Annotated in this window: 22 protein-coding genes and 1 pseudogene; 4 read left to right on the top strand and 19 right to left on the bottom strand. The window is 39.2% G+C overall.

What is annotated here, in order from left to right; all coding sequences use genetic code 11:
* Nucleotides 1-5: 5 nt before the first annotated feature.
* From ADICYQ_RS13250 to ADICYQ_RS13240, 4 genes are all read right to left on the bottom strand, one after another.
* Nucleotides 6-2,108 carry a ComEA family DNA-binding protein gene (locus tag ADICYQ_RS13250; protein WP_040416149.1) on the bottom strand — a complete coding sequence of 701 codons (2,103 nt, stop codon included), beginning with the start codon at nucleotides 2,106-2,108 and terminating at the stop codon, nucleotides 6-8.
* On the bottom strand, nucleotides 2,105-2,404 hold the full coding sequence (locus tag ADICYQ_RS29735) for a PorV/PorQ family protein (protein WP_020888954.1): 300 nt from the start codon (nucleotides 2,402-2,404) through the stop codon (nucleotides 2,105-2,107). Before ADICYQ_RS29735 ends, ADICYQ_RS13250 begins: the two co-directional genes overlap by 4 nt.
* A 26-nt stretch (nucleotides 2,405-2,430) precedes the next feature.
* Nucleotides 2,431-2,931, bottom strand: a complete 501-nt coding sequence (locus tag ADICYQ_RS29730) for a hypothetical protein (protein ID WP_020888953.1) — start codon at nucleotides 2,929-2,931, stop codon at nucleotides 2,431-2,433.
* 77 nt (nucleotides 2,932-3,008) lie between these two features.
* Nucleotides 3,009-4,268, bottom strand: coding sequence for a BamA/TamA family outer membrane protein (locus ADICYQ_RS13240; RefSeq protein WP_235114637.1), 1,260 nt, complete (start codon nucleotides 4,266-4,268; stop codon nucleotides 3,009-3,011).
* A 286-nt stretch (nucleotides 4,269-4,554) separates the two neighbouring features.
* Here ADICYQ_RS13240 and yidD point away from each other — a divergent pair, with 286 nt between their 5' ends.
* The gene (yidD, locus tag ADICYQ_RS26790) at nucleotides 4,555-4,764 is read left to right on the top strand and encodes a membrane protein insertion efficiency factor YidD (protein WP_200861897.1); all 210 of its coding nucleotides are present in this window, start codon (nucleotides 4,555-4,557) and stop codon (nucleotides 4,762-4,764) included.
* Here the strand turns inward: yidD and ADICYQ_RS13230 are convergent.
* Genes ADICYQ_RS13230 through ADICYQ_RS13210 form a run of 5 tightly spaced genes read right to left on the bottom strand, consistent with a single transcriptional unit; the run spans nucleotide 4,684 to nucleotide 10,054 of the window.
* The gene (locus tag ADICYQ_RS13230; RefSeq protein WP_020888950.1) at nucleotides 4,684-5,871 is read right to left on the bottom strand and encodes a prolipoprotein diacylglyceryl transferase; all 1,188 of its coding nucleotides are present in this window, start codon (nucleotides 5,869-5,871) and stop codon (nucleotides 4,684-4,686) included. The genes yidD and ADICYQ_RS13230 overlap by 81 nt on opposite strands.
* A 32-nt stretch (nucleotides 5,872-5,903) precedes the next feature.
* Complete coding sequence (gene nadE, locus ADICYQ_RS13225) at nucleotides 5,904-7,760, bottom strand: NAD(+) synthase (protein ID WP_020888949.1); 1,857 nt, start codon at nucleotides 7,758-7,760, stop codon at nucleotides 5,904-5,906.
* 38 nt (nucleotides 7,761-7,798) lie between these two features.
* Nucleotides 7,799-8,542, bottom strand: a complete 744-nt coding sequence (gene rnc, locus ADICYQ_RS13220) for a ribonuclease III (protein WP_040416146.1) — start codon at nucleotides 8,540-8,542, stop codon at nucleotides 7,799-7,801.
* A 2-nt stretch (nucleotides 8,543-8,544) separates the two neighbouring features.
* Nucleotides 8,545-9,798, bottom strand: coding sequence for a beta-ketoacyl-ACP synthase II (fabF, locus tag ADICYQ_RS13215; RefSeq protein WP_020888947.1), 1,254 nt, complete (start codon nucleotides 9,796-9,798; stop codon nucleotides 8,545-8,547).
* A gap of 19 nt (nucleotides 9,799-9,817) precedes the next feature.
* The gene (locus ADICYQ_RS13210) at nucleotides 9,818-10,054 is read right to left on the bottom strand and encodes an acyl carrier protein (RefSeq protein ID WP_010855324.1); all 237 of its coding nucleotides are present in this window, start codon (nucleotides 10,052-10,054) and stop codon (nucleotides 9,818-9,820) included.
* A gap of 148 nt (nucleotides 10,055-10,202) precedes the next feature.
* Between ADICYQ_RS13210 and ADICYQ_RS13205 the strand changes: the two genes are divergently transcribed.
* Both ADICYQ_RS13205 and pyk read left to right on the top strand, forming a co-directional pair.
* A complete protein-coding gene (locus tag ADICYQ_RS13205; RefSeq protein WP_020888946.1) occupies nucleotides 10,203-10,631 on the top strand; it encodes an IPExxxVDY family protein in 429 nt (142 codons plus the stop codon).
* An 11-nt stretch (nucleotides 10,632-10,642) separates the two neighbouring features.
* Entirely contained in the window at nucleotides 10,643-12,073 is a 1,431-nt protein-coding gene (gene pyk / locus ADICYQ_RS13200; RefSeq protein ID WP_020888945.1) for a pyruvate kinase, read from the top strand.
* Nucleotides 12,074-12,265: 192 nt separating this feature from the next.
* Here pyk and ADICYQ_RS28615 read toward each other — a convergent pair whose 3' ends face one another.
* From ADICYQ_RS28615 to ADICYQ_RS13175, 6 genes and pseudogenes are all read right to left on the bottom strand, one after another.
* Entirely contained in the window at nucleotides 12,266-12,628 is a 363-nt protein-coding gene (locus ADICYQ_RS28615; protein WP_020888944.1) for an NFACT RNA binding domain-containing protein, read from the bottom strand.
* 157 nt (nucleotides 12,629-12,785) lie between these two features.
* The gene (locus ADICYQ_RS13195; protein ID WP_020888943.1) at nucleotides 12,786-13,829 is read right to left on the bottom strand and encodes an NFACT family protein; all 1,044 of its coding nucleotides are present in this window, start codon (nucleotides 13,827-13,829) and stop codon (nucleotides 12,786-12,788) included.
* A gap of 1 nt (nucleotide 13,830) precedes the next feature.
* Nucleotides 13,831-14,592, bottom strand: coding sequence for an MBL fold metallo-hydrolase (locus ADICYQ_RS13190; RefSeq protein WP_040416139.1), 762 nt, complete (start codon nucleotides 14,590-14,592; stop codon nucleotides 13,831-13,833).
* Nucleotides 14,589-14,866: pseudogene (locus ADICYQ_RS28610) on the bottom strand (hypothetical protein). Before ADICYQ_RS28610 ends, ADICYQ_RS13190 begins: the two are co-directional and overlap by 4 nt.
* A gap of 1 nt (nucleotide 14,867) precedes the next feature.
* On the bottom strand, nucleotides 14,868-15,248 hold the full coding sequence (locus ADICYQ_RS13180) for a response regulator (protein WP_020888939.1): 381 nt from the start codon (nucleotides 15,246-15,248) through the stop codon (nucleotides 14,868-14,870).
* Nucleotides 15,241-15,981 (bottom strand): response regulator, encoded by a 741-nt coding sequence (locus tag ADICYQ_RS13175; protein WP_020888938.1) that lies wholly within the window; start codon nucleotides 15,979-15,981, stop codon nucleotides 15,241-15,243. The genes ADICYQ_RS13180 and ADICYQ_RS13175 overlap by 8 nt, the downstream gene beginning before the upstream one ends.
* Before the next feature lie 63 nt (nucleotides 15,982-16,044).
* Between ADICYQ_RS13175 and miaA the strand changes: the two genes are divergently transcribed.
* Nucleotides 16,045-16,956: a tRNA (adenosine(37)-N6)-dimethylallyltransferase MiaA gene (gene miaA, locus ADICYQ_RS13170; RefSeq protein ID WP_020888937.1), complete on the top strand. Its 912-nt coding sequence runs from the start codon at nucleotides 16,045-16,047 to the stop codon at nucleotides 16,954-16,956.
* Here miaA and ADICYQ_RS13165 read toward each other — a convergent pair.
* From ADICYQ_RS13165 to ADICYQ_RS13150, 4 genes are all read right to left on the bottom strand, one after another.
* Nucleotides 16,944-17,315: a hypothetical protein gene (locus ADICYQ_RS13165; RefSeq protein WP_020888936.1), complete on the bottom strand. Its 372-nt coding sequence runs from the start codon at nucleotides 17,313-17,315 to the stop codon at nucleotides 16,944-16,946. The genes miaA and ADICYQ_RS13165 overlap by 13 nt on opposite strands.
* A gap of 3 nt (nucleotides 17,316-17,318) precedes the next feature.
* On the bottom strand, nucleotides 17,319-18,293 hold the full coding sequence (gene pfkA / locus ADICYQ_RS13160) for a 6-phosphofructokinase (protein ID WP_020888935.1): 975 nt from the start codon (nucleotides 18,291-18,293) through the stop codon (nucleotides 17,319-17,321).
* 160 nt (nucleotides 18,294-18,453) lie between these two features.
* Entirely contained in the window at nucleotides 18,454-20,262 is a 1,809-nt protein-coding gene (gene typA / locus ADICYQ_RS13155) for a translational GTPase TypA (RefSeq protein ID WP_020888934.1), read from the bottom strand.
* A 117-nt stretch (nucleotides 20,263-20,379) separates the two neighbouring features.
* On the bottom strand, nucleotides 20,380-20,826 hold the full coding sequence (locus tag ADICYQ_RS13150; protein WP_040416136.1) for a hypothetical protein: 447 nt from the start codon (nucleotides 20,824-20,826) through the stop codon (nucleotides 20,380-20,382).
* Nucleotides 20,827-20,903 lie beyond the last annotated feature (77 nt).

Genomic DNA, 20,903 nt, shown 5'->3' with positions numbered 1-20,903 from the left:
GATCCTTACCGGTTAAATTGATACCTTAACTGAAACGTTGTTTCTACCAATTCGTTGCCTTGAATTTCCTGCAAGCCTGAACCAATACTTTCTCTGTTGGTATAAGTCGTTTTCGCCCACCTGCCCCAAAATGTAAGCCTTCGATTGAGTTTGTACTGGGCTAAAAAATAGAGGCGTATTCCCTGATCATAGAAATTCGGTATAGAAAAGGCCCAAAGCACATTTTTTTCATACAAGTACTGCCTGTTTTCATAATCGTCCGTGTCAAAGAGGGAAACCCTTCCTGATAGTTTCCAGGCACCTACCTCCCCTGATAAATCCTGAGAGATCGCATAACCTTTAGATTTATGCCCACTGATGCGGTAAAAACTTTGCTGTACACGCGTTTTAGCCTGCCACCAGCGACTGGGTTGATAAGTTAGGTTCCATACTATGTTTTGCCTTTTTCCCTGCGCTAGCAGGTATTGGCTGCTGGTTTGATCTTCTGAAACTACGTTTCTACTTTTTACCTCTTCCCGAAACTGGAAAAACAGCATCAATTGTTTGTTTGGCTGAAATTTTATCCTGCTGAGCCATTCGTGTCCCGTTGAAGGTGCATACATTCTAAAACGCATCCAGGGAAATTTGAAATAGTCATAATAAGCTGACCAGCTAATTTTTCTGCTGGGTTTGAAGTGAATACCCAGGTACAAGCCCTCTTCATTAATCGGTCGAGTGCCTTCTGAAAAGGCATTCCCATACTGAGAATGAAAGTTACGATCATATTTTCTCCAAATCATGGAGAAATCAACTTTGCTATTCAAGCTACTCATAATCCCTGCCACGTGCCCCATACCGCCACTTTTGGATATTGCAGACTCTCCAAATAAATAGTGGTTTCGATAATTATAGGTGAAATATAGACTGTTGGTGACATTGTTCTTCCCTTGGAATTCGAATTGATTGTATATTCTTTCCAATGGAATAAGCGGTTGACTGTATTGCGTGTAAAGGAGGTTTGAACCTAGTCGGAAAGATTTATTAGGATGGCGGTAATTAAGGTTCAATCCTATATTTTGTTCAATAGCCTGCGCTTTTTTCTGTATTTCGCTTATTGTCCGGTGGAGGCCTGATAAAACCAGTGAGGATAAATAGGAGGATTCATTGGCAAGGCTGTCTTGAATGTATTGTAAATTGGCATCTCTTGAAGTTCGGGAAAGCATGACAGTCCATTCTATATTCCCTGATGAGTAAGTCCCTGCCAGCCCTCTGAAAAACCCTGCTTCCATTACGGAAGTATAAGGTCTTAAGCCAGTCGAACTCCTTTTTACGGTGGTGATGGTCTCAGCACCCTTCCCTACAGAAAATCCCGATCCGAAAACCAAGCCTTGGCCGAATTGCAATTGGTAATCTCCCAGAGAAAGCGCTTTTAGTTTGCCCTTGTTATAGAGGGTGTAATGAAACGAAAGATAATTGAATCCATAGCGTTTACTTTTGGGATCCCAAGTGAATTTTTCTCCTGAATCTTTATCCAAAGTCAAGCCAAGGCTGAAATCCGCCGGTTGTTGTAATCGGAACCTCATGTATAAGTCATTGGGGTCTCCAACATACCGGTTACTCAGGTCGCCATTGCTTAACGTGTCAGGGGCAGTGAAGCCTTTCCTTGTTTGCCATATCCTTCTTTGGCGAAAGAGTAAATAAGCATTTTCAGCTTTAAGGATACGTTTCAGCCCCGGGTTGCTTTGATTAGGATGTGTCGAATTGATTACCACAAATGGCAAAATATTTTGAATGGTTTCTAAAGTCCATTCAGGGATTGCCTGTAGCTCGTAAATGGAAGAAAACTTACCAAATTGATTCCTGTATTTAATAAAAGACTGGATTTGTAGGGGGCTGAGTAAGTACAAGGATTGAAGCTCAGTGCTGGTAGCAACCTGCAAGTCCAATGGCTGAAAATAGCGCTGGAGAAGACTTTCATACAGGTCTTCATAAGGGATGTCTTCTTCCTGCATGGCAAACCGCTCTTCTACGAAGGCTTCTATATCAAGTTCCTTTTGTGAAGCCTGTTGTGCAAAAAGAGCAAAAGGCAGCATGTATAGGACAAGGCCGATGACAGATCGGCGATTCAAGGTGCTTTAAGGTTATAATTTAAAGAAAAATGATGCGTAAAGCCCAACAGGTAATTGCGACTCATGGCATAATCTACCTGGAATCTTCTGGGTCTAAAACCTATCCCAAAATACAAATTATTGGGTTGGCTGGTGATACCTGTTCGTGCCCAGAATTTCTCTTCAAAGCTATAAGCGATACCAGCTTTGAATTGGGGGGGAGAAAACAATTCTTTCTCCGTTTCTATATTCACCATTAGGTTTTTAGCGGGGCGGTAGGATATACCAGCTTTAACAATCGTGGGTAGATAATCCAAACTCGCTTTGCTTATGGCTGCTCGGGTTATATTGAATACATGCGCACCAAAAACAAACCGGGAATAAGTTCGGCTGTTCCACCAAGCTCAAGCACTGGTCTGGCGCTTCTTCCATAGCCTTCAATATTGGTCTGGAAATAATTGATTTTTATACCCAAACTTGCCAAGCCAAGTTGCTTGGCCAGGCCCAATCCGATCTGTTGTTGGTTAAATAGCTCTCCTCCGTAATTGGAAATGCCAATTCCTATTGTTCCTATTTTTTCGGTAGGCAATGTTATGCCTGCTGCAAGAGTGGTCAGTTCATTTAGTCCAAGTCTGTGATCGTATCCCGCTATGGCATGGGCTTCAGATGGTGCTTTGCCTAGGGCACCTATATTGTTGAAAATAGCCCAAGGGTCGCTTAAGGTTACACTTGCATTCCCAATTCCTATGCTTTGAGCCCCTTTTGGGAAATGATCCATGCTGTTTTGAGCCCAGCCTATCCTGGAAAAAAGCAAAAATATACCAAGTAGCACCCATTTCTCCATAATCAAAAAATAAGGGAAAAAAGAAAGTATTACTTGAATATACTATAAAAAAACGTAATGATGAAACAGAAAACGAATTATAATGGAGCTTTCACATTGATAAAGAAGCCTCGGGTTCCCATATTATTAACCGAATACTCAAACCTGAAAACGGCGTCGTACATTCCAATAAGGTCCAGGCCCATGCCATAACCGCTCAGGTATTTGTTGGTGAGTGCTGCATTCTGGGGCAATCGATTGGCATCTCTTACGTACCCATGGTCAAAATTGGCACTGAGGTATAGCTTAAGGGGGAATACAGAAAATTCATCTATAGGCATAAAATCAGAAATGTCGTAAGCCACGTCAAACAACTCATAGCGCAAACTGTTTTTATGGACGATCAATTGCTGGCCTTCGATAACATTGAGCTCATAGCCCCTAATGAAATCCGGTTTATAGCCAATACCGCGGACAAGGGTGTAGGGTTGGTTGTCACTAAAGAATGCAGAACCGGAAATCCCGGTAGCAAAGTGAGATTTATCTCCCAGCCTTTTGTACGTGCTGGCCATGATACTAAATTCCAGCTCATTTATATCATCCTTCCCAAACAGCCCGTATTTGGTTAAGCTAGCATCCAATAATGTTCCTTGGGTAGCATAGGCCACATTATCACGATTGTCATGTCGGTAGCGATAGGAAGCCAAGAAATACTGTAGTTTTTTACCATCATGGGTGAAGTAATCGGGGTTTTCAATGATTACATCCTCATGGATTTGGGTATTGTGATAGCCTGCAGTAAAATAATGAAAGTTATAAAAGCTCCCTCTAAAACTATAAGTTAGCGAGGCATTGAGAGTTTTTCGCAATATGTCTTCATCTGGATTCCTGAAGAAATATTGCTTGTTGCCTATAGACCTTACGGGTATGTTTTTATTGGTGTAAAAATTAAATTTTGCAGCCAACCCATGGAGCTGGTTTTTATCGAAATAAGGGATGGTATAATTCAGGAGGATGGCTTGAGTAAAACCTATCTGGCCAATTACCCTGAGTTTTTCGTTTCTTCCTCCAATATTATTGTGGTCTAATTTTACGCCATAATTTACCCTGGAAAAATCTCTGTTTTGATTGGAATACCATTCAGAGAAGTTCCTGTCAGCAAGATTAAAGATTATGCTTGGTAGTATGTACCATCTTTCCTTAAGAGAAACCAAAAGTTCAACCTGCTCATCACCTACAAAAAGAGGTGTTACTGTTGCGGTTGTGAAAAGTTGAAGATTATATATTTTTTTTTGGTCGGCGGCGACTAGCGCCACAAATTCCTCCCAATTATAGGTCATGTTTTCCTCAATATCCATTTCCCGCAAGATGATATTTTACGGGTTTTTTCGTTTCCAACAATGAAAATATTATTTACCGTAACCTGTTTAGGAGTAGTAACTTTTTCCGAATTGATGTTCAAAGAGTCACTGTTTTGGGCAAACAGAATTTTACCACCACCTGTTTCCAGAATGAATATAAGGAGGAGAAGCCAGTAAAATAGCGGTTTTAGGTTCAATTGAATCTTAATTTTGATTTTAGAAACAGAACTTTATTTTTAAAAATAGACTTGTTTAGTGTAAATACGAAAAAGTGAAGAGAATAGTGAAAAATATTGCAGTATTTCCCATTTTGATTTATCAATATGCTATTTCTCCTTTGATTCCCAGGTCTTGCAGGTATTACCCTACCTGCAGTCAATATGCCAAAGAGGCCATTATGAAACATGGCGTTTTAAAAGGTGGATGGATGGGAATCAAGAGAATAGGGAGATGTCACCCTTGGGGAGGACAGGGCCATGACCCTGTCCCTTGATTTAGTTCTGGATGGTTTTTTTCTTTTATTCGTTAAAGAATAAACAACAAAACCCAGGCCGATAACGACCAATGGAATACTTAGCGTTTGTCCCATGTTAAGGGTGAGGTTGTCTTCAAAGTCCACTTGGTTTTCTTTGAAAAACTCCCAAAAGAACCGCATTCCGAAAACGGATATGAGAAATAATCCCAGGTATAAGCCTTCGGGTATTCTAGACTTGTATTTGGTCCACCCAATAAATAGCAAGATGAAAATCAATAAATAAGTGAGGGACTCATAAATTTGAGTGGGGTATTTGGCTTGACCAAATGTTTTCACCACTGCCAGATAATGATCCCCTTGATCTTTTATCTCCAAATTCAAAGGTGTTTCGGGGTCTTCTGCCATGTATTTTTTTGAGCTATTGAACCGAGTCAATGCATACTTGACATCTCTCTCAAGCACAGCTCTTAGATTTGCTTCATCAAAACCTCCTTTATCAATTTCAATGTCAAAGTTAACGGGAACACGTCCTGTTCCAGAAAGCTCACTTTGTCGGTCTGCTGGCTTATAGGCTTTGATAGAAGATATTGGGAGTTTCATTGTGTGCAGAATTTCTTCTGTATCTCGAGCAAAGACAAATCCACTGTCCGTACCAGTGGGCATACCACCTATTTCTGAATTCATCAGGTTGCCGAAACGAATCAAAGCTCCAGTCAAGGCTATTACGATAACAACCCTGTCTACAACCCATAAATAAGATTGACCGGGGGTTCTTCTGACATATAGCCATATAGCAATAGGGATAACGATGGCTGCACCATGACTTGCCAGGCCACCTTCCCAGACCTTCAAGATGTCTATGGGATTGCTCAGGTAGCGCTCCGGCTCATAAAATAAAACGTGGCCAAGTCTGGCGCCAATGATGGTAGCCAATACCATGTAAATTGTCAATTTATCCACCAGGTTTTCATCATGCCCTTCTTTTTTAAAGAAATGGATCATGAACTGTTGGGAGATAATAAAGCCTAATGCAAAAAGCAGGCTGTACCAGCGTAACCTGTCAAATCCTGAAAAAATCGAAGGATTTGGACTCCATACGACGTAATACAAAATACTATTGATCATGGGTTATTATGTTTTTGATGTTTGTCGTTGATTTATTCTTCAAGGGTTTCCATTAGTGCCAGCTCCTCCCGGTACCCTCCGGAAAGTACAGGGAAACGATACCAGGTCTTAGGGTCTACATTAAATTCATCCAAATGAAAGGAAACCGCTAGACGTTCTCTTTTCCATTGATTGATTGACCAAAGCCTAAAGAATTTGGCAATGTAAGCTTTTAAAAGAGATGGTTCAAGAGAAATTTCTTCTTTCAAAATCAGGTATACATCCATTGGAGACCTCCTGTCTCTTATGGCTAATTTTTCAATGGCAGAGATGATAGGGTAGGGCATAAGGTCTTCTTCATCAGTCTGACTCTGCTCCTGAGGCCTTAATTCTGCGGTGGGTTGGAGGGCATTGACTTCCTTTAAACCATCATAGCCCTTTTCCTTTTCAGCCCATTGTAACCACTGTAAAATAAAGTCTTTGCTCACTGCCGCTATAGGTGATATACTGCCGCTGGTGTCACCATCCATTGTGGCATAGCCTAAATCACCTTCACTTCGATTAGAGGTGCTCAGAAGTAGGTAGTTTTTAATATTGGCTATCATCCATATGATGGGTGAACGTGCCCTTGCCTGGATGTTTTGAAGGGCGATGTCATCTTGTTCCCATGTTAGTTCCCTGCCCAAAGCTTTTTCAATTTTCCTGGTGTAAGAGTTCACTTCCTCATCGATGGTCCAATGGTGAAAGGTTGCACCCAAACTCTTCGCTAGGTTGCGGGCACTATTTAGAGTAGCATCGGAGGAGTTTTTTGTTCCTTGGTAGGCTGTGGTAAAAAGTTTTCCTGTGATCTCCTGAATACTGCTTTCTGGGTCAATGTCAGAAGTACGATTGATTTTTTTCAAGAACATGGCTTTTCCAAGATCCTTCACTCCCCTTTTTACCATGTCGGCCACAAGTATGGCTATGGAGGATGAATCTGCTCCACCGCTAAGTGAAAGGACAAAACCCCTGCTTCTGCTTTTTCTAAGGTAGTCAAACAGCGCTAAAGTGGAGGCTGCCATGAATTCCTCATTTTTGGTATGTAAACTGTGTTCTAGTTTTAATGGCTTTGGCTCTTGAGCAGGGTAGGTTACTGTTGCCAATTGATAAGATTGATAAGAGAGCAACTTGTTTTTTACCAAACACTGACCTTGTTCGGAATAAAGTATTTCCCCATCAAATATCATTCGCCCACTTTCATTGCCAAGCAAATTAACATAAAGGTAAGCCACTCCCAGGTCCCTTGAGCTTTCTGTAACTAATATTTCTCTTTGCTCACTTTTGCCCATGGCAAAGTGGCTGGCACTAGGGTTGAAAATAATGTCAACACCACGTTCTTTGAGGCGGTATCCGGGCCTGTTACTGCTTCTCCATGCGTCTTCACAGATTTCAAAGCCATATTTGTGGCCGTTTTTTTCAAAAATGAGATCCCCAAAAGGGTATTGGGAATCAAAGCATTCTAAGGAGATTTCTTCTCCAGCTTTCCAGGGAGTAAACCACCTGGCTTCATAATGAACACCGTCTATTGCTAAAAATTGCTTGGGTACAAAGCCCAGGATCTCTTGGTTTTCCAAGACAGCCATGCAATTGTAGACATGGCTGTTTATCCTGATTGGGAGGCCTACAAATACAGTAATACCTTCTGTATGTGGAAGGATTTTTTTAATTTTTTCGAGTGCTTTCTTTGGGTACCAATAGCTTAAAAATAAATCCTCACTTCCGTAACCAGTAATACATAGTTCCGGAAAACACAAAAGGTCAACTTTTTTTTCTTTTGCCAGGGAAATTGCCTGAAAGATGTTTTCCAGGTTTCCTTCCCAATCCAGTGGAGTTTGATTGAGTGTGGCGCCAGCCAGAAGTAATGGAGACATGATATTTTATTTTGAGACCGAAATGAGAATGCTTGGATTTAGGGGATTATTTGGAGTTTTTCGCAGGCTATTCTAGCGGCTTCTTGTTCAGCTTTTTTCTTTGTTGCACCTTTTCCTTCAGAGAAAGGCTCACTATTGATGTTCAATTCTACTTTAAACTCTTTAAACCGTTGGCTTCCTTCCACAGATTTAAGGTTAAAGTCAATTTCTTTGTTTTCTTTTTGTGCCCACTCAATGATTTTACTTTTAAAATTGGTGGTAGTAGCAATGATATTGTCCAAATCAAAAAATGGATTGATCAGTCTACTGTTTATGAATTTTCTACAAAAGTAATATCCTCTATCGAGGTATATGGCACCGATGAGGGCTTCAAGGGTGTCGCCGTAAAGAGATTTGAAGCTGTAAGGGACTTTACTGCCCATCTCGGATTCTACGATTTTAGGCAATCCTATCTTTTGTCCCACTTGGTTCAAAGCTTCCCTATTTACAATTCTAGATCTTGTTTCGGTCAAGAAACCTTCATCACGATAGGGGAATTTTTGAAAAAGGTATTCGGCCACAATTGTGCCCAATACCGCATCACCCAGGTATTCCAGGCGTTCATTACTGATTTTTACACCGGCTTTTATTTCCTTCGATGCAGAAACGTGTCTGAACGCAAGTCTATAGAGAGATAAATTTAAAGGCTTGCTACCCACTATGTTTTTAATAGCGAAAGCAAGCCTTTTATCTTTCTTATTGTAAGTTAGCTCCTGAATTCTGAGCAACCGAAGTAATTTCAAATTTATTCTGCTATTTTTCTGAAGATGATGGAGCAGTTATGCCCTCCAAATCCAAAAGTGTTACTCAATACTACATTGACTTCTTTTTTCTGGGCCTTATTAAAGGTGAGGTTCAATTTTTCATCCACCTCTTCATCATCAGTAAAGTGATTGATGGTAGGAGGAATAAGACTGTTTCTCATAGCCAAAATCGACGCTATGGCTTCTACAGCACCGGCAGCTCCCAGAAGGTGACCTGTCATGGATTTTGTACTACTGATATTAATTTTATACGCGTGATCGCCAAAGATTTTTTTAATTGCTTTCACTTCACTTAGATCTCCAAGAGGAGTAGAAGTACCATGCACATTTATATAATCAATAGCTTCAGGTTCTAAACCGGCGTCTTCCAGAGCGAATTTCATCACGTTGGCAGCTCCTCGTCCTTCCGGGTGAGGTGCAGTAATGTGGTAAGCATCACCTGTCATTCCACCGCCGATCAATTCAGCATAAATTTTGGCTCCACGTGCTTTCGCATGTTCGTACTCTTCCAAAATTAATGCACCGGCTCCTTCCCCAAGAACGAAACCATCCCTGTCCTTATCAAAAGGCCTGGAGGCAGTTTTTGGGTCATCATTTCTTTGAGACAGTGCCTTCAAAGCATTAAACCCTCCTACACCTGCTTCAGTTACTGCAGCTTCCGATCCTCCAGAAATGAAGACGTTGGCTTTTCCCAGTCGGATGTAATTGAATGCATCCAGTAGGGCGTTAGTAGCTGAGGCACAAGCAGAAACGGTAGCAAAATTTGGCCCCTGAAATCCATATTTAATGGAAATAAACCCTGCAGCGATATCAGCTATCATTTTAGGGATGAAAAAGGGGTTAAATCTTGGTGTACCATCTCCGCCGGCAAAATCAGTGACTTCATCTTGGAAAGTTTTTAATCCACCAATACCAGATCCCCAGATTACTCCGGCTCTAGTAAGGTCAATTTTTTCAAGGTCAAGTCCGGAGTCCTCCATGGCTTCCGCTACGGCTACCATTGCATATTGTGCATAAGGATCAATTTTTCTGGACTCTTTCCTGTCCATAAATTGAAGGACATCCAAGTTTTTGACTTCGCAGGCAAATTGGGTTTTGAATTTTGAGGCATCAAAACGGGTAATAGGCGCAGCGCCGCTTACACCATTCGTTAAACCGTCCCAGAATTCTGGAACGGTATTACCGATTGGTGTAAGAGCACCTAAACCTGTTACTACAACTCTTCTTAAATTCATAAATGATTTTAAGTAGTGGTTATTTTACGTTAGCTTCCAAATAACTAACAGCCTGACCAACCGTACCGATCTGTTCAGCCTGGTCATCCGGAATAGAAATGTTGAATTCTTTTTCGAATTCCATGATAAGTTCTACAGTATCTAAAGAATCAGCCCCAAGGTCATTGGTAAAGCTCGCTTCGGGAGTAACTTCAGATTCTTCGACGCCTAACTTATCAACGATAATGGCTTTTACTTTTTGTGCAATTTCAGACATTTTGTGATCAGTTTAGTTTAAACACTCCGCAAAGAAAATTATTATATACCTTAATGTCAAAAAAAATGACAAACTAAATTAAGAACTTTCACTGAAAGGTTGAAGTTGGAATAAAATTTTTACCTTTGAGCTTTTAAATTCTTCCTGAATGAAGAAAAGCAAACTTCTTTTTGAAACCACCTTTGATTTTGATCTTTTAGGCCTTGTAGCCCCTTTAAAGGACTATAAATTGGCTTGGCTGATCAATGGTGCTTTGGGAATTAATCTAAAAAAAGCAGAAGATTACCATATGGAATTCTTAAATCAGCCCGATTTAATTATTTCTCAATTTATTATTAAAAAAGAGCATGGATTCATCCAGTTGTTGAAAAATAAGTCCTATCCGGTAGGTGGCCACTCAAGATACTTGATACCTGAACTCCAAAGTATGGATTACTTTTTACTCTGCCAGGACTTTACAGATGAAGTGGATTTAAATACGTATATTGACGGCCTTTCTATAGTAAAGGGTATTCATAGCATAGTGAAAATTGATACTATAAAGTTAAAATCAAAAGAAAACCTGTTAACATATTAAATAAATAGAAAATGAGAGTACCTATTTTTAATAAAACCAAAATTTTAGCCACTATTGGACCTGCCAGTAATAATAAGGAAACCATTACAGAGCTTGTGATGGCAGGGGCTGATATTTTCAGGTTGAACTTTTCCCATGGCGATCATAGTATTCACGCAGCGGTTATCAAAACCATTCGTGAAATGAACGATAGCATGAATATTAGTTCTGGTATTTTGCAAGATCTTCAAGGTCCAAAAATTAGAGTGGGGGAGATTGAAAATAATGAGGTGCTAATTAAACCAGGAGATCCTATAACCATAACTAATGATCCTGTGGTAGGGACGGCTAGATTGGTAAGTACCGTTTATCAAAACTTGCCAAACGATGTTGAAAAGGGAGACAGAATCCTGATTGATGATGGGAATTTAGAGTTAGTCGTACTTAGTACGGATGGTAAAAATGTGGATTGTACAGTAGTACATGGCGGAATGTTGAAATCCAGAAAAGGAATCAACCTACCGAATACCAAAATTAGTGCACCATCACTTACAGAGAAAGACCTTATTGACCTTGAGTTTGGCTTGGAAAATGAAGTCGATTGGATCGCCTTGTCTTTTGTACGTACTGCAGAAGATATTCTTGACCTCAGAGAAAGAATTAAAAAAGCTGGGAAATCCTGTAAAATTGTAGCCAAAATTGAAAAACCTGAAGCGCTTGAAAACATTGATGAAATCATAAATGCAACAGATGCAATAATGGTAGCTCGAGGTGACCTGGGAGTTGAAGTTCCTATGGAGATCGTTCCTTTGTGGCAGAAGAGAATGGTGGAAAAATGTAAGATCGCTTGTAAGCCTGTAATCATAGCTACCCAAATGATGGAAAGCATGATTGTAAACCCTAGGCCGACCAGAGCAGAAACCAATGATGTGGCAACAGCTGTATTGGACGGTGCAGATGCAGTAATGCTTTCTGCAGAAACTGCTTCAGGTAAATTCCCTATTGCCGCTGTTAAAGCAATGAGCAGTATCATTGATCACATTGAAGTCAATGCGGATATCTACCATAACCTTTATAAGATACCTGAAGATACAGATAGCTATTTGAGCAATAATTTATTGCTTATGGCAAGTAGGTTGTCTAGAAATGTAAAAGCTAAGGCAATCGTGGGGATTACGGCTTCTGGTTTTACGGCGCTTCGAATTTCCTCACACCGCCCTTCTGCAGATATTTTTATCTTTACTCGAAATAAAAAGTTACTTACCCAACTTAGTTTGGTTTGGGGTGTAAGGGCTTATTACTACGATAGCCAGGTTTCAACAGATGGTACCTTCCAGGATATTCAAGAAAGATTAAAAACCGAAAAACATGTTGCTGCAGGTGACATCGTCATTAATACTGCAAGTATGCCACTCAAAGCGAAGGGCAGAACCAATATGTTGAAAATTCACGTTGTGGATTAATAGACGTCTTCAAAAAATTGGAATGTATTTTCATTTCAATTGAAGAAATGAAATTTAAAAAATGGCTGCCTGATTTGTTGGGCAGCCATTTCTTGTTTTAATCCCCCAGGAAAGGGGAGTCAATTTTAAGTTGTTACTTGTTCTTATTTAAGGCCATTAAGAGCTTTAGCGTATTTCCGGTAGGGTAATGGGTTAAATGTCCTCCGGGCCTTCTGGCTTCACTAAAATCACCTTCTCCCGGTCTACTTTGACGGCTCCTGGAAGAGAGCCCTTGACTTTACGTACATACTTGCAAGGAGTATACATGACTGCTGCAAGCGAGGCGGTTTTGTTTTTTGAATAGTGTGCTGCCAGTGCTGCCGCTCGTTCCAAAACCAACTTGGTGGGTACCATCCCTGATTGGGTTTTGATGATCACGTGAGACCCTGCCACATCTTTAGCATGAAGCCAGATGTCTTCCTTCCAGGTATACCTTCTTAGCAATTCATCATTGGCTTTCGCTGATTTACCTACCCAAATTTCAAACCCTTCTGTTTCAAATCGTTTATAGGGCAACTGTATCTGCGGTTGAACTTTTGAAAATCTATCTCCTGTTTTAATTAAGGACTTAATCGATCTGAAGTCCTCAGAATCATGTAAGAATTCTTCTTCTGCAGCTATTTCTTCAAGGTCTTTTTCCTTTTGTGCCAGGTTTTTACGCAGTTGCTCAAATTCAATTTTTTTGTTTTACTTTTTTGTATAGCTGTTCGGCAAATTTTTGTGGACTCACTCCTCTTTTTAAGGCTATTTCTCTTGTTTCATTGGCATAAAAATCGAAAAGGCTCACCTTCTCTGTTCCCACCGGGATCTGGTGAAGATTTGCCATGATTATATCAGCCGTTTGACTAGGAGGGGGTTCATTTTCCATCCCTTCCAGTTTCTGGCTCGTTTTACTTATATAATTTACTGTTTTCTTACGTTTCTCCGTAAGGGTGCGGAGCAATTGATTTTTAACGTTTTCAAAGTTCTTTTTGACTACGGCTTTTTGAAAGTAGATATTGCAAGCTTCTAGCGGATCTGCAGTGCTTGCAATAGGAGATACGCAAGGTAAGAGGGTGAGGTAATAATTGTCGTTTTCGTTGAAAACAGTGAACAATGGACTTTCGAGCATGTCCATCACCTCACACATCAGTGAAAACCTTGTTTCCATATCTGCCTCCAGGTAACCCGCCTCTTTGAGCCAAGCCCTTGGGCGCTTACCTAATGTGGGTAAAAATTGAGAAGCATTTCCCTCCAGTTCCAAAAACCTATCCTTCGTTAATTCCAGGGATTTTTCAAGTTCGGGTATTGTCAAAGCCATGTCTTCTTTAAGCTCCTTTCTAAAGATGGTAAAAGGTGTTGTTCCCAGGTCTTTGAAATACAATAGGTTTGACCTGCTCCCATGCATTTTGAATAATAATGCCTGGGTGTCGTCTAAAGTAAGGTGAAATGCCCTTTCAAAATTTAATAATTTGATGTCAGTAATTCTTTTACCGATTATTTCAGGGAACAGATCAACATTGTTTTTTTTGCTCCTTTTAAAATCCTTGGGAAAACTTATACTTGTATTCGAAGGCAGTAACAAAGCCCTGATAAAAAAAGGGCTTCCATCAAGTTTGCTTATCTCAATGATGAGCTCTTCTTTGTTTTGAGAAAAACAGGCGGAAATTGTGCCTCCTGAAATTTCATCTTTTAAGGCAGGGCATAAAAATTTAAAGAAGTGGTAATTAAGATGCATGTTAAAGGTGCAATTTCAGGCCATCATAGGATATGGCTACGTTTGGAGGTAATGTTGCCGTTACTTCCTGATGTGTCCCCATCTGATGGCTAATATGCGTTAGGTATGCCTTTTCAGGTGCGATTAGTTTGATGAAATCTAAAGCTTCTGAAAGGGTGAAATGGGAAATATGTGGTTTTATTTGTAAAGCATTTACAACCAGAATCTTACTTCCTTTAATTTTTTCAATTTCTTCTGGTGAAATGTAATTAGCATCAGTGATATAAGTAAAGTCTCCAATTCTGTATCCGAAAACTGGCAGTTTGTGGTGCATCACTTGTATCGGAGTGATTCGAATGCCTTGAATTTCAAATGGTGAATTGGAAATTTCATTGAGAATTACCCTTGGCACTCCTGGGTATTTGGTTTCGGCAAAGATATAAGAGAACTCACCTTTTATTTGTTCCAGGACTTGATTTGTTCCATACAATGGAATGTCCATTTGCTGCTTAAAATTAAACGGGCGAATATCGTCAAGTCCTGCAGTATGGTCTTTATGCTCGTGGGTGTAAATAACCGCATCTAGCCGTGATACAGCCTCTGTAAGCATCTGTGTTCGGAAATCCGGGCCAGTGTCTATCACAAGGCTTAGCCCATCTATTTCAAGGTGTATAGAAGACCTGAGCCGTTTGTTTCGAAAATCCAAAGAGGAGCAGACCTTACAATTACAACCAATTACCGGGACACCCTGAGAGGTGCCAGTTCCTAAAAATGTGATGTTCAAAGCTTCAATTCTGTTTGTTTAAGTTCATTAAGGAAATCCTGCTGCTTTTGATTTTCAAAGGATTGTGGGTTGAAATCAAGCGTTTTAAGGAGGTCCAGCAAAGCATTGATTTTGCCTTCCAGCGTAAAGTATTTATTTACAATAACAATCTTAGTTCTTTTAAAATACAATATCCAGATTTAAAATTACCCTTCTCATATCGCAAATGATACTCTGATGAAGCAAAGATATTCTCTAGTTTATCCAAAAAGTTTTTGGTGTATTTTACTGCCATTTTATTTGTAAATATGTTTTTTTACGGTGGACAACAACAAATCATAATCTAGCGGTTTCTGAATGTAATCATCTAAGCCCGCCTTTTTGAAATCATCTAAGGTGAAATTTTTATAATTTCCTGTAATGGCAATAATAGGGATCTTCGATTTTACTGGGTCAGAAAGATTCCTTACGGCTTTGGTGCATACTATGCCATCCATTACCGGCATATTAATGTCCATAAGAATTAAATCAAAATCCTCTTTTTCGAGTAGGTCTAAAACCTGCTTGCCATTTTTAACGGCAGTCATTGAAAAATTCTCGAAGGAAAGTACATTTCTTGTTAAATTGATAATAACTGAACTGTCTTCAGCTACCAATACTTTTTTTGCATCACTCATATTTTATAAAAATTTTATCGTTTTCAACCAACTGTTTGAATTTACTTAGGCTGGACTTCAATTGTTCAATATCATCATTTAATTCTTCGGTAGTCGAATTTTTGATTTTTTTCTCAAACAAAGCAGTTACCTTATACATCATGTTAACACCAAGTGTACCTGAATTGCCTTTCAATATGTGAAGTTTTTCTCCAATTTCTTCAAATTTATTGAATTCTGCCAATATTTTTATTTCTTCCGTGAGGTTTTCAGCCTCTTCTAAAAAATCTTTATAAACGGATTTGATATTATCCAAACTATGGTATTTCAGTAATTGTTGGATTACAGATTCATTTATATCAACATCAATCTCTTTTTCCTTTTCTGGAATGTTTATTCTTGTTTTATTTTGATTTAAGTGGAAATGGATAGCCTCTAACAGGTCTTTAGGTTTTACTGGCTTGGCAATAAAATCATCAAATCCTGTCGATAAAAAATATTCACGGTCTCCCTGATTCGAATAAGCAGAAATAGCTATGACAGGTATATCTGTTATTTCTTCCTCCTTGATTATTTTAAGACAACTTATTCCATCTAATTTAGGCATCTGTATGTCCATCAATATGATGTCATATTCGTTGCTTTTTAATAATTCTATCGCTTCTAGTCCATCAGACGCAGATTCAAAAAAATAATTGTGTCCGATTACATTTTCAAATACCTTCCGATTTAGGGCATTGTCGTCTACTATCAAGACTTTTTGTTTTTCATGGGCGAATTTGCTTAAATTCGAAGCTTTAAAATAGCTAATTGAATCTTGACTCCATTAAATAAAATAATCCTGGTGATTGCAGGTCCAACAGCTGTTGGAAAAACTGATTTGTGCATAAATTTAGCCAAAAAATTTAATACCGTCATAATTTCTTCCGATAGTAGACAATTTTTTCAAGAAATTAATATAGGTACCGCAAAACCTTCTGAAAAAGAATTGGCAATGGTGCCCCATTATTTCATTGGTAATAAATCTATTCACGATCCGTATGATGTTAAAAGGTACGAATCTGAAGCGCTGGGCTGCATTAATTCCTTGTTTAAGGAAAAAGACTTGTTGATTTTAACCGGTGGGTCTGGTATGTACACTGATGCTATAGTTGAAGGGCTGGATCAAATGCCGAAAATAGCGTCAGGAATCCGCGAAGAGTTAAATGCCGTCTATGCGAAGGAAGGGATCACCCACCTCCAGGAAATGTTAATTAAATTAGATCCTGATTATTTCGCAGTTGTGGATAAACAAAACCCTCAACGCTTGATTCGGGCTTTGGAGGTTTGCTTAGGGACTGGTCTTCCTTTTAGCAGCTATAGGGTTAAAAAGAAGGTTGTAAGACCTTTCAAGACTGTCAAAATTGCGCTGAACAGGGATAGAGAAGAACTGTATGAAAGGATAGACAGGAGAATGGATAATATGATCCAAGAGGGGCTTTTTGAAGAAGCAAGCGAGATGTATCCCTATAGAGACCTGAATGCACTTAACACAGTAGGGTATAAGGAGATTTTCGCCTATTTAGATGGCGCTTATGACAAAGAAGAAGCCATAAGATTGCTGAAAAGAAATTCTCGAAGATATGCTAAAAGGCAGGTGACCTGGCTAAATAAAGATAAAACATATCATTGGTTTCATCCAGATGAAATCAATGATATGCTCGATCTAATAAATGCTCAAATAGAATGATCCCTCATAACCGTCGCCACAAAACTGTAAGGTTTTGTTTCGATTAGTTTGTTGTAGTTGTAGCGAAGCATTTTAACTTCGCCCAATTTTTGCCGGAGGGCATTAGTTTCGTTTTGAGCCTCAACTGTTTTTTCTTCCTTATTCAAGGATTGCAATAACCTTTCTACTTCCTTGATATTGTTTCCCTTCGAAAAGGGTAAAGCTGCATTACTTGATTTGGATAGGCGACTAATTGAAGCGGTAAGGTCTTTTAATTCGCTCTCAAAGAGGTGTTTTTTTTGTTTGAAATTTTGATGGACCACCATCATGAATAGAAAAACAAAACCTCCAAGGGTTAAGAAAATTGGAATAAAGCCCATGTTTTAAATACTTAAGATTTCCTGAAGCTTAAGATAGTCTTTGTTCAGGGGTTTGCTTTTGTTGATACAATCATCGAATGGAGTGTACACTACCTGGTCGTTTATAATCCCAGCCATGCAGTTGTATTGACCATTTAGCAAGCCTTCTACGGCAGCCAACCCACTTCTGCTACCCAACAACCTGTCTTTGGCTGTAGGGCTTCCCCCGCGCTGAATGTGCCCCAAAGTAGTTACTTTGAATTTTTTTTCATCACCAATGAATTCAGTCTTTACTTTCTCCATTATGGTATTCGCTCCACCTTCTTCATCACCTTCTGCTACTACTACGATACTGGAAGTTTTTGTTTTCCTCAAATTCTTCAGGTAATCAGAAACCTCACTAATGGTTGTGGTGGTTTCAGGGACCATCACCATTTCAGCACCTCCGCCTATAGCGCATTCTATAGCGATGTAGCCACTGTCTCTTCCCATTACTTCTACAAAAAACACACGGTCGTGCGCTGCTGCAGTATCCCTTATCTTGTCTATAGCTTCTAATGCAGTGTTAACTGCTGTGTCAAAGCCAATCGTGTAATCTGTTCCGTAAATGTCATTGTCTATGGTGCCAGGGCAGCCTACTACAGGGATGCCATATTCCTCATAGAAAACCTTAGCCCCTGTAAAGGTACCATCTCCGCCAATGGCTACTAGGCCTTCTATTCCATGCTTGGTTAGTTGCTCATAAGCCTTTTGACGCCCCTCTTTGGTGCGGAACTCATTGCTTCTGGCAGATTTTAAGATCGTGCCACCTCTTTGAAGAATATTGCTTACAGAATGGGATTGCATTTTCTTAATGTTGCCATTAATAATGCCATCATATCCGTATTTGATGCCATAAACTTCCAGGTTATAATAAATCCCTGTTCTTACTACTGCTCTAATACAAGCATTCATTCCGGGAGAATCCCCACCAGAGGTATATACTGCAATTTTTTTCATAACTGTTTTTCATTAATGAGCAATCCTCAGTATTCCGGTAAAATGGGCTACCTGTCAAATTCCGAGTAGATCTGAAATGTAAAATTAACCAATTAACAGTAGACACTTAATATTTGGGCAAAAAAAAAGGATGGAAATTTAATTCCATCCTTTAAGTTAATTAAGCGTTCTGCGATTTGGCAGCTCTGTTTCTTTCGTTTTCTTCCAAATGAACTTTTCTCATCCGTATACTTTTTGGAGTAATTTCGAGATACTCATCCTTTTGGATATATTCCATAGATTCTTCTAGTGAGAATTTTTTGGCTGGAGCAATTTTTGCGTTGTTATCCGATCCTGATGCACGCATATTGGTAAGTTGTTTACCTTTTTGTACGTTTACCACGATATCGTTGTCTCTTGAGTGCTCGCCAATAACCATACCAGTGTAAAGGTCATCTCCTGGATCTACAAAAAAGTTTCCTCTATCTTGTAATTTATCAATGGCATAAGCCGTGCACTGACCTGAGTCCATTGAGATCAATGAACCGTTGATTCTTCCTGGGATAGGGCCTTTAAATGGCTCGTATGCAGAAAAACGGTGATTCATGATCGCTTCACCTTGTGTAGCAGTCAATACATTGTTTCTCAATCCAATTAATCCTCTGGAAGGAATGCTAAACTCAAGGTGTTGTAAATCTCCTTTAGGTTCCATTACCAAAAGCTCTCCTTTTCTCTGAGTCGCTAGTTCGATTACTTTTCCTGCAGATGTTTCAGGTACATCTACTACTAAGGTCTCAATAGGCTCATTCTTAACACCGTCTATTGTTTTAAAGATAACCTGAGGCTGCCCTACTTGTAATTCGTAACCTTCTCTTCGCATTGTTTCGATAAGTACTGACAAATGGAGAATACCTCTACCATATACCAAGAATTTATCTTCACTATCCGTAGGATCTACTCTTAGTGCAAGGTTTTTCTCTGTTTCCTTCATCAACCTTTCTCTCAAATGGCGAGAAGTAACAAATTTGCCTTCTCTACCAAAGAAAGGTGAGTTGTTGATGGTGAAAAGCATATTCATAGTAGGCTCATCAATTGAGATCCTTTCTAATGCTTCTGGGTTTTCAAGATCTGCAACAGTATCTCCAATGTCAAAACCTTCTATACCAGTGATGGCACAAATGTCTCCAGCTTGAACTTCGGTTACTTTATTTTTACCTAATCCTTCGAAAACGTGAAGTTCTTTGACTTTAACTCTCTTTATAACGCCGTCTTCTTTGCAAAGTGCGTATTGTTGTCCTTCTTTGATACTTCCTCTTTTTATCCTTCCAATGGCTATACGGCCAACGAAATTTGAATAATCTAAAGAAGTGATTTGCATTTGAGTAGTACCTTCTTCAATCTTAGGTTCTGGTATGTATTTAACTACCGCATCTAAAAGAGGGAAAATGGTGTCATTAGGATTTTTCCAATCTTCACCCATCCAGTTGTTTTTGGCTGAACCGTACAAGGTGTGAAATTCCAACTGCTCTTCAGTTGCATCCAGGTTGAACATTAGATCAAAAACTGCTTCATGAACTTCATCAGGACGACAGTTCTCTTTATCCACTTTGTTGATCACTACTATAGGTGTAAGACCAAGCTCAAGTGCTTTGCCCAATACAAATCGTGTTTGGGGCATAGGTCCTTCAAAAGCGTCAACCAAAAGAATAACACCATCTGCCATTTTCAAAACCCTTTCAACTTCTCCGCCGAAATCAGCGTGACCAGGGGTGTCTATTATGTTAATTTTGGTATCTTTATACCTAATAGAAACATTTTTTGAAAGAATGGTAATACCTCTTTCCCTCTCTAGATCATTACTGTCCAGTATTAGGTCATCAAATTGCTGATTTTCCCTAAAAAGTTTTGAGGCGTGTATTATCTTATCTACCAAGGTTGTTTTTCCGTGGTCAACGTGTGCAATAATTGCAATATTTCGAATACTCTGCATGTGTAATATTATTAAGACGCAAAAGTAAGAATTAAATTTCGGAAAAGTATTTAAATCTCTTATTGATAATTATAAAATAATATATTTTATCAAATAAGATAGCCTTTGTTCCAAATGTTATTTTACTTTAAAGGGTTTACTTTTTAACACTACGTTAGATCCTGGGTACGTTATATCCATGCTATTTTCTGCCGTAATCAAAATCATGGTAGGCTTGTACATGGTCTCCGCTTCAAAGGATGCTTTGCCTTTATTACTGAAAACACCTCGGTTGTTTGAGATCTCTCCAAGTTTAGTTATTCCCTGACCTGAAGCCTCTATCCATACCATATAGTGCTTTTTTGGAGGAGACAGTCGTTCTGGCAGTGCCAAATTATTAATGTTAATTTTTACTTCATAAGCACCCTCTTTGTTTTTGTTGATGCTAGCGGTAGGTTCTGCTGCCGGTACAATATTGGAAACAGGGAAAGTAACTTTAGTAGAACAAGCTGAAAAAGCTAAGGCCACTGCAAACACAGTGAAATAGGCAAAACAGCTTTTTTTAGTAAGTAGGTATTTTTTCATCGTTTTTTTGTTTTCGGGTTGTGTATTATTTTAAATAATTTCTGCTTTTAACTTAAAACACCTTAAAATGTTCCTCT

Origin of the sequence: Cyclobacterium qasimii M12-11B (genome assembly GCF_000427295.1) — a bacterium.
Taxonomy (GTDB): Bacteria; Bacteroidota; Bacteroidia; order Cytophagales; family Cyclobacteriaceae; genus Cyclobacterium; species Cyclobacterium qasimii.
Note: the sequence above shows the minus strand (reverse complement) of the source record. Positions and strands in the feature narration are given on the sequence as shown.

Excerpts from the sequence above, each read along its gene's own strand:
- fabF (WP_020888947.1), bottom strand. The coding sequence starts at position 9,798 with ATGAATTTAAGAAGAGTTGTAGTAACAGGTTTAGGTGCTCTTACACCA.
- ADICYQ_RS13195 (WP_020888943.1), bottom strand. The coding sequence starts at position 13,829 with ATGCATCTTAATTACCACTTCTTTAAATTTTTATGCCCTGCCTTAAAA.
- typA (WP_020888934.1), bottom strand. The coding sequence starts at position 20,262 with ATGCAGAGTATTCGAAATATTGCAATTATTGCACACGTTGACCACGGA.
- ADICYQ_RS13240 (WP_235114637.1), bottom strand. The coding sequence starts at position 4,268 with ATGGATATTGAGGAAAACATGACCTATAATTGGGAGGAATTTGTGGCG.
- pyk (WP_020888945.1), top strand. The coding sequence starts at position 10,643 with ATGAGAGTACCTATTTTTAATAAAACCAAAATTTTAGCCACTATTGGA.
- ADICYQ_RS29730 (WP_020888953.1), bottom strand. The coding sequence starts at position 2,931 with ATGGAGAAATGGGTGCTACTTGGTATATTTTTGCTTTTTTCCAGGATA.
- ADICYQ_RS13165 (WP_020888936.1), bottom strand. The coding sequence starts at position 17,315 with ATGGGCTTTATTCCAATTTTCTTAACCCTTGGAGGTTTTGTTTTTCTA.
- pfkA (WP_020888935.1), bottom strand. The coding sequence starts at position 18,293 with ATGAAAAAAATTGCAGTATATACCTCTGGTGGGGATTCTCCCGGAATG.
- ADICYQ_RS13150 (WP_040416136.1), bottom strand. The coding sequence starts at position 20,826 with ATGAAAAAATACCTACTTACTAAAAAAAGCTGTTTTGCCTATTTCACT.
- ADICYQ_RS13180 (WP_020888939.1), bottom strand. The coding sequence starts at position 15,248 with ATGAGTGATGCAAAAAAAGTATTGGTAGCTGAAGACAGTTCAGTTATT.
- nadE (WP_020888949.1), bottom strand. The coding sequence starts at position 7,760 with ATGTCTCCATTACTTCTGGCTGGCGCCACACTCAATCAAACTCCACTG.
- ADICYQ_RS13205 (WP_020888946.1), top strand. The coding sequence starts at position 10,203 with ATGAAGAAAAGCAAACTTCTTTTTGAAACCACCTTTGATTTTGATCTT.
- ADICYQ_RS13210 (WP_010855324.1), bottom strand. The coding sequence starts at position 10,054 with ATGTCTGAAATTGCACAAAAAGTAAAAGCCATTATCGTTGATAAGTTA.
- ADICYQ_RS13230 (WP_020888950.1), bottom strand. The coding sequence starts at position 5,871 with ATGATCAATAGTATTTTGTATTACGTCGTATGGAGTCCAAATCCTTCG.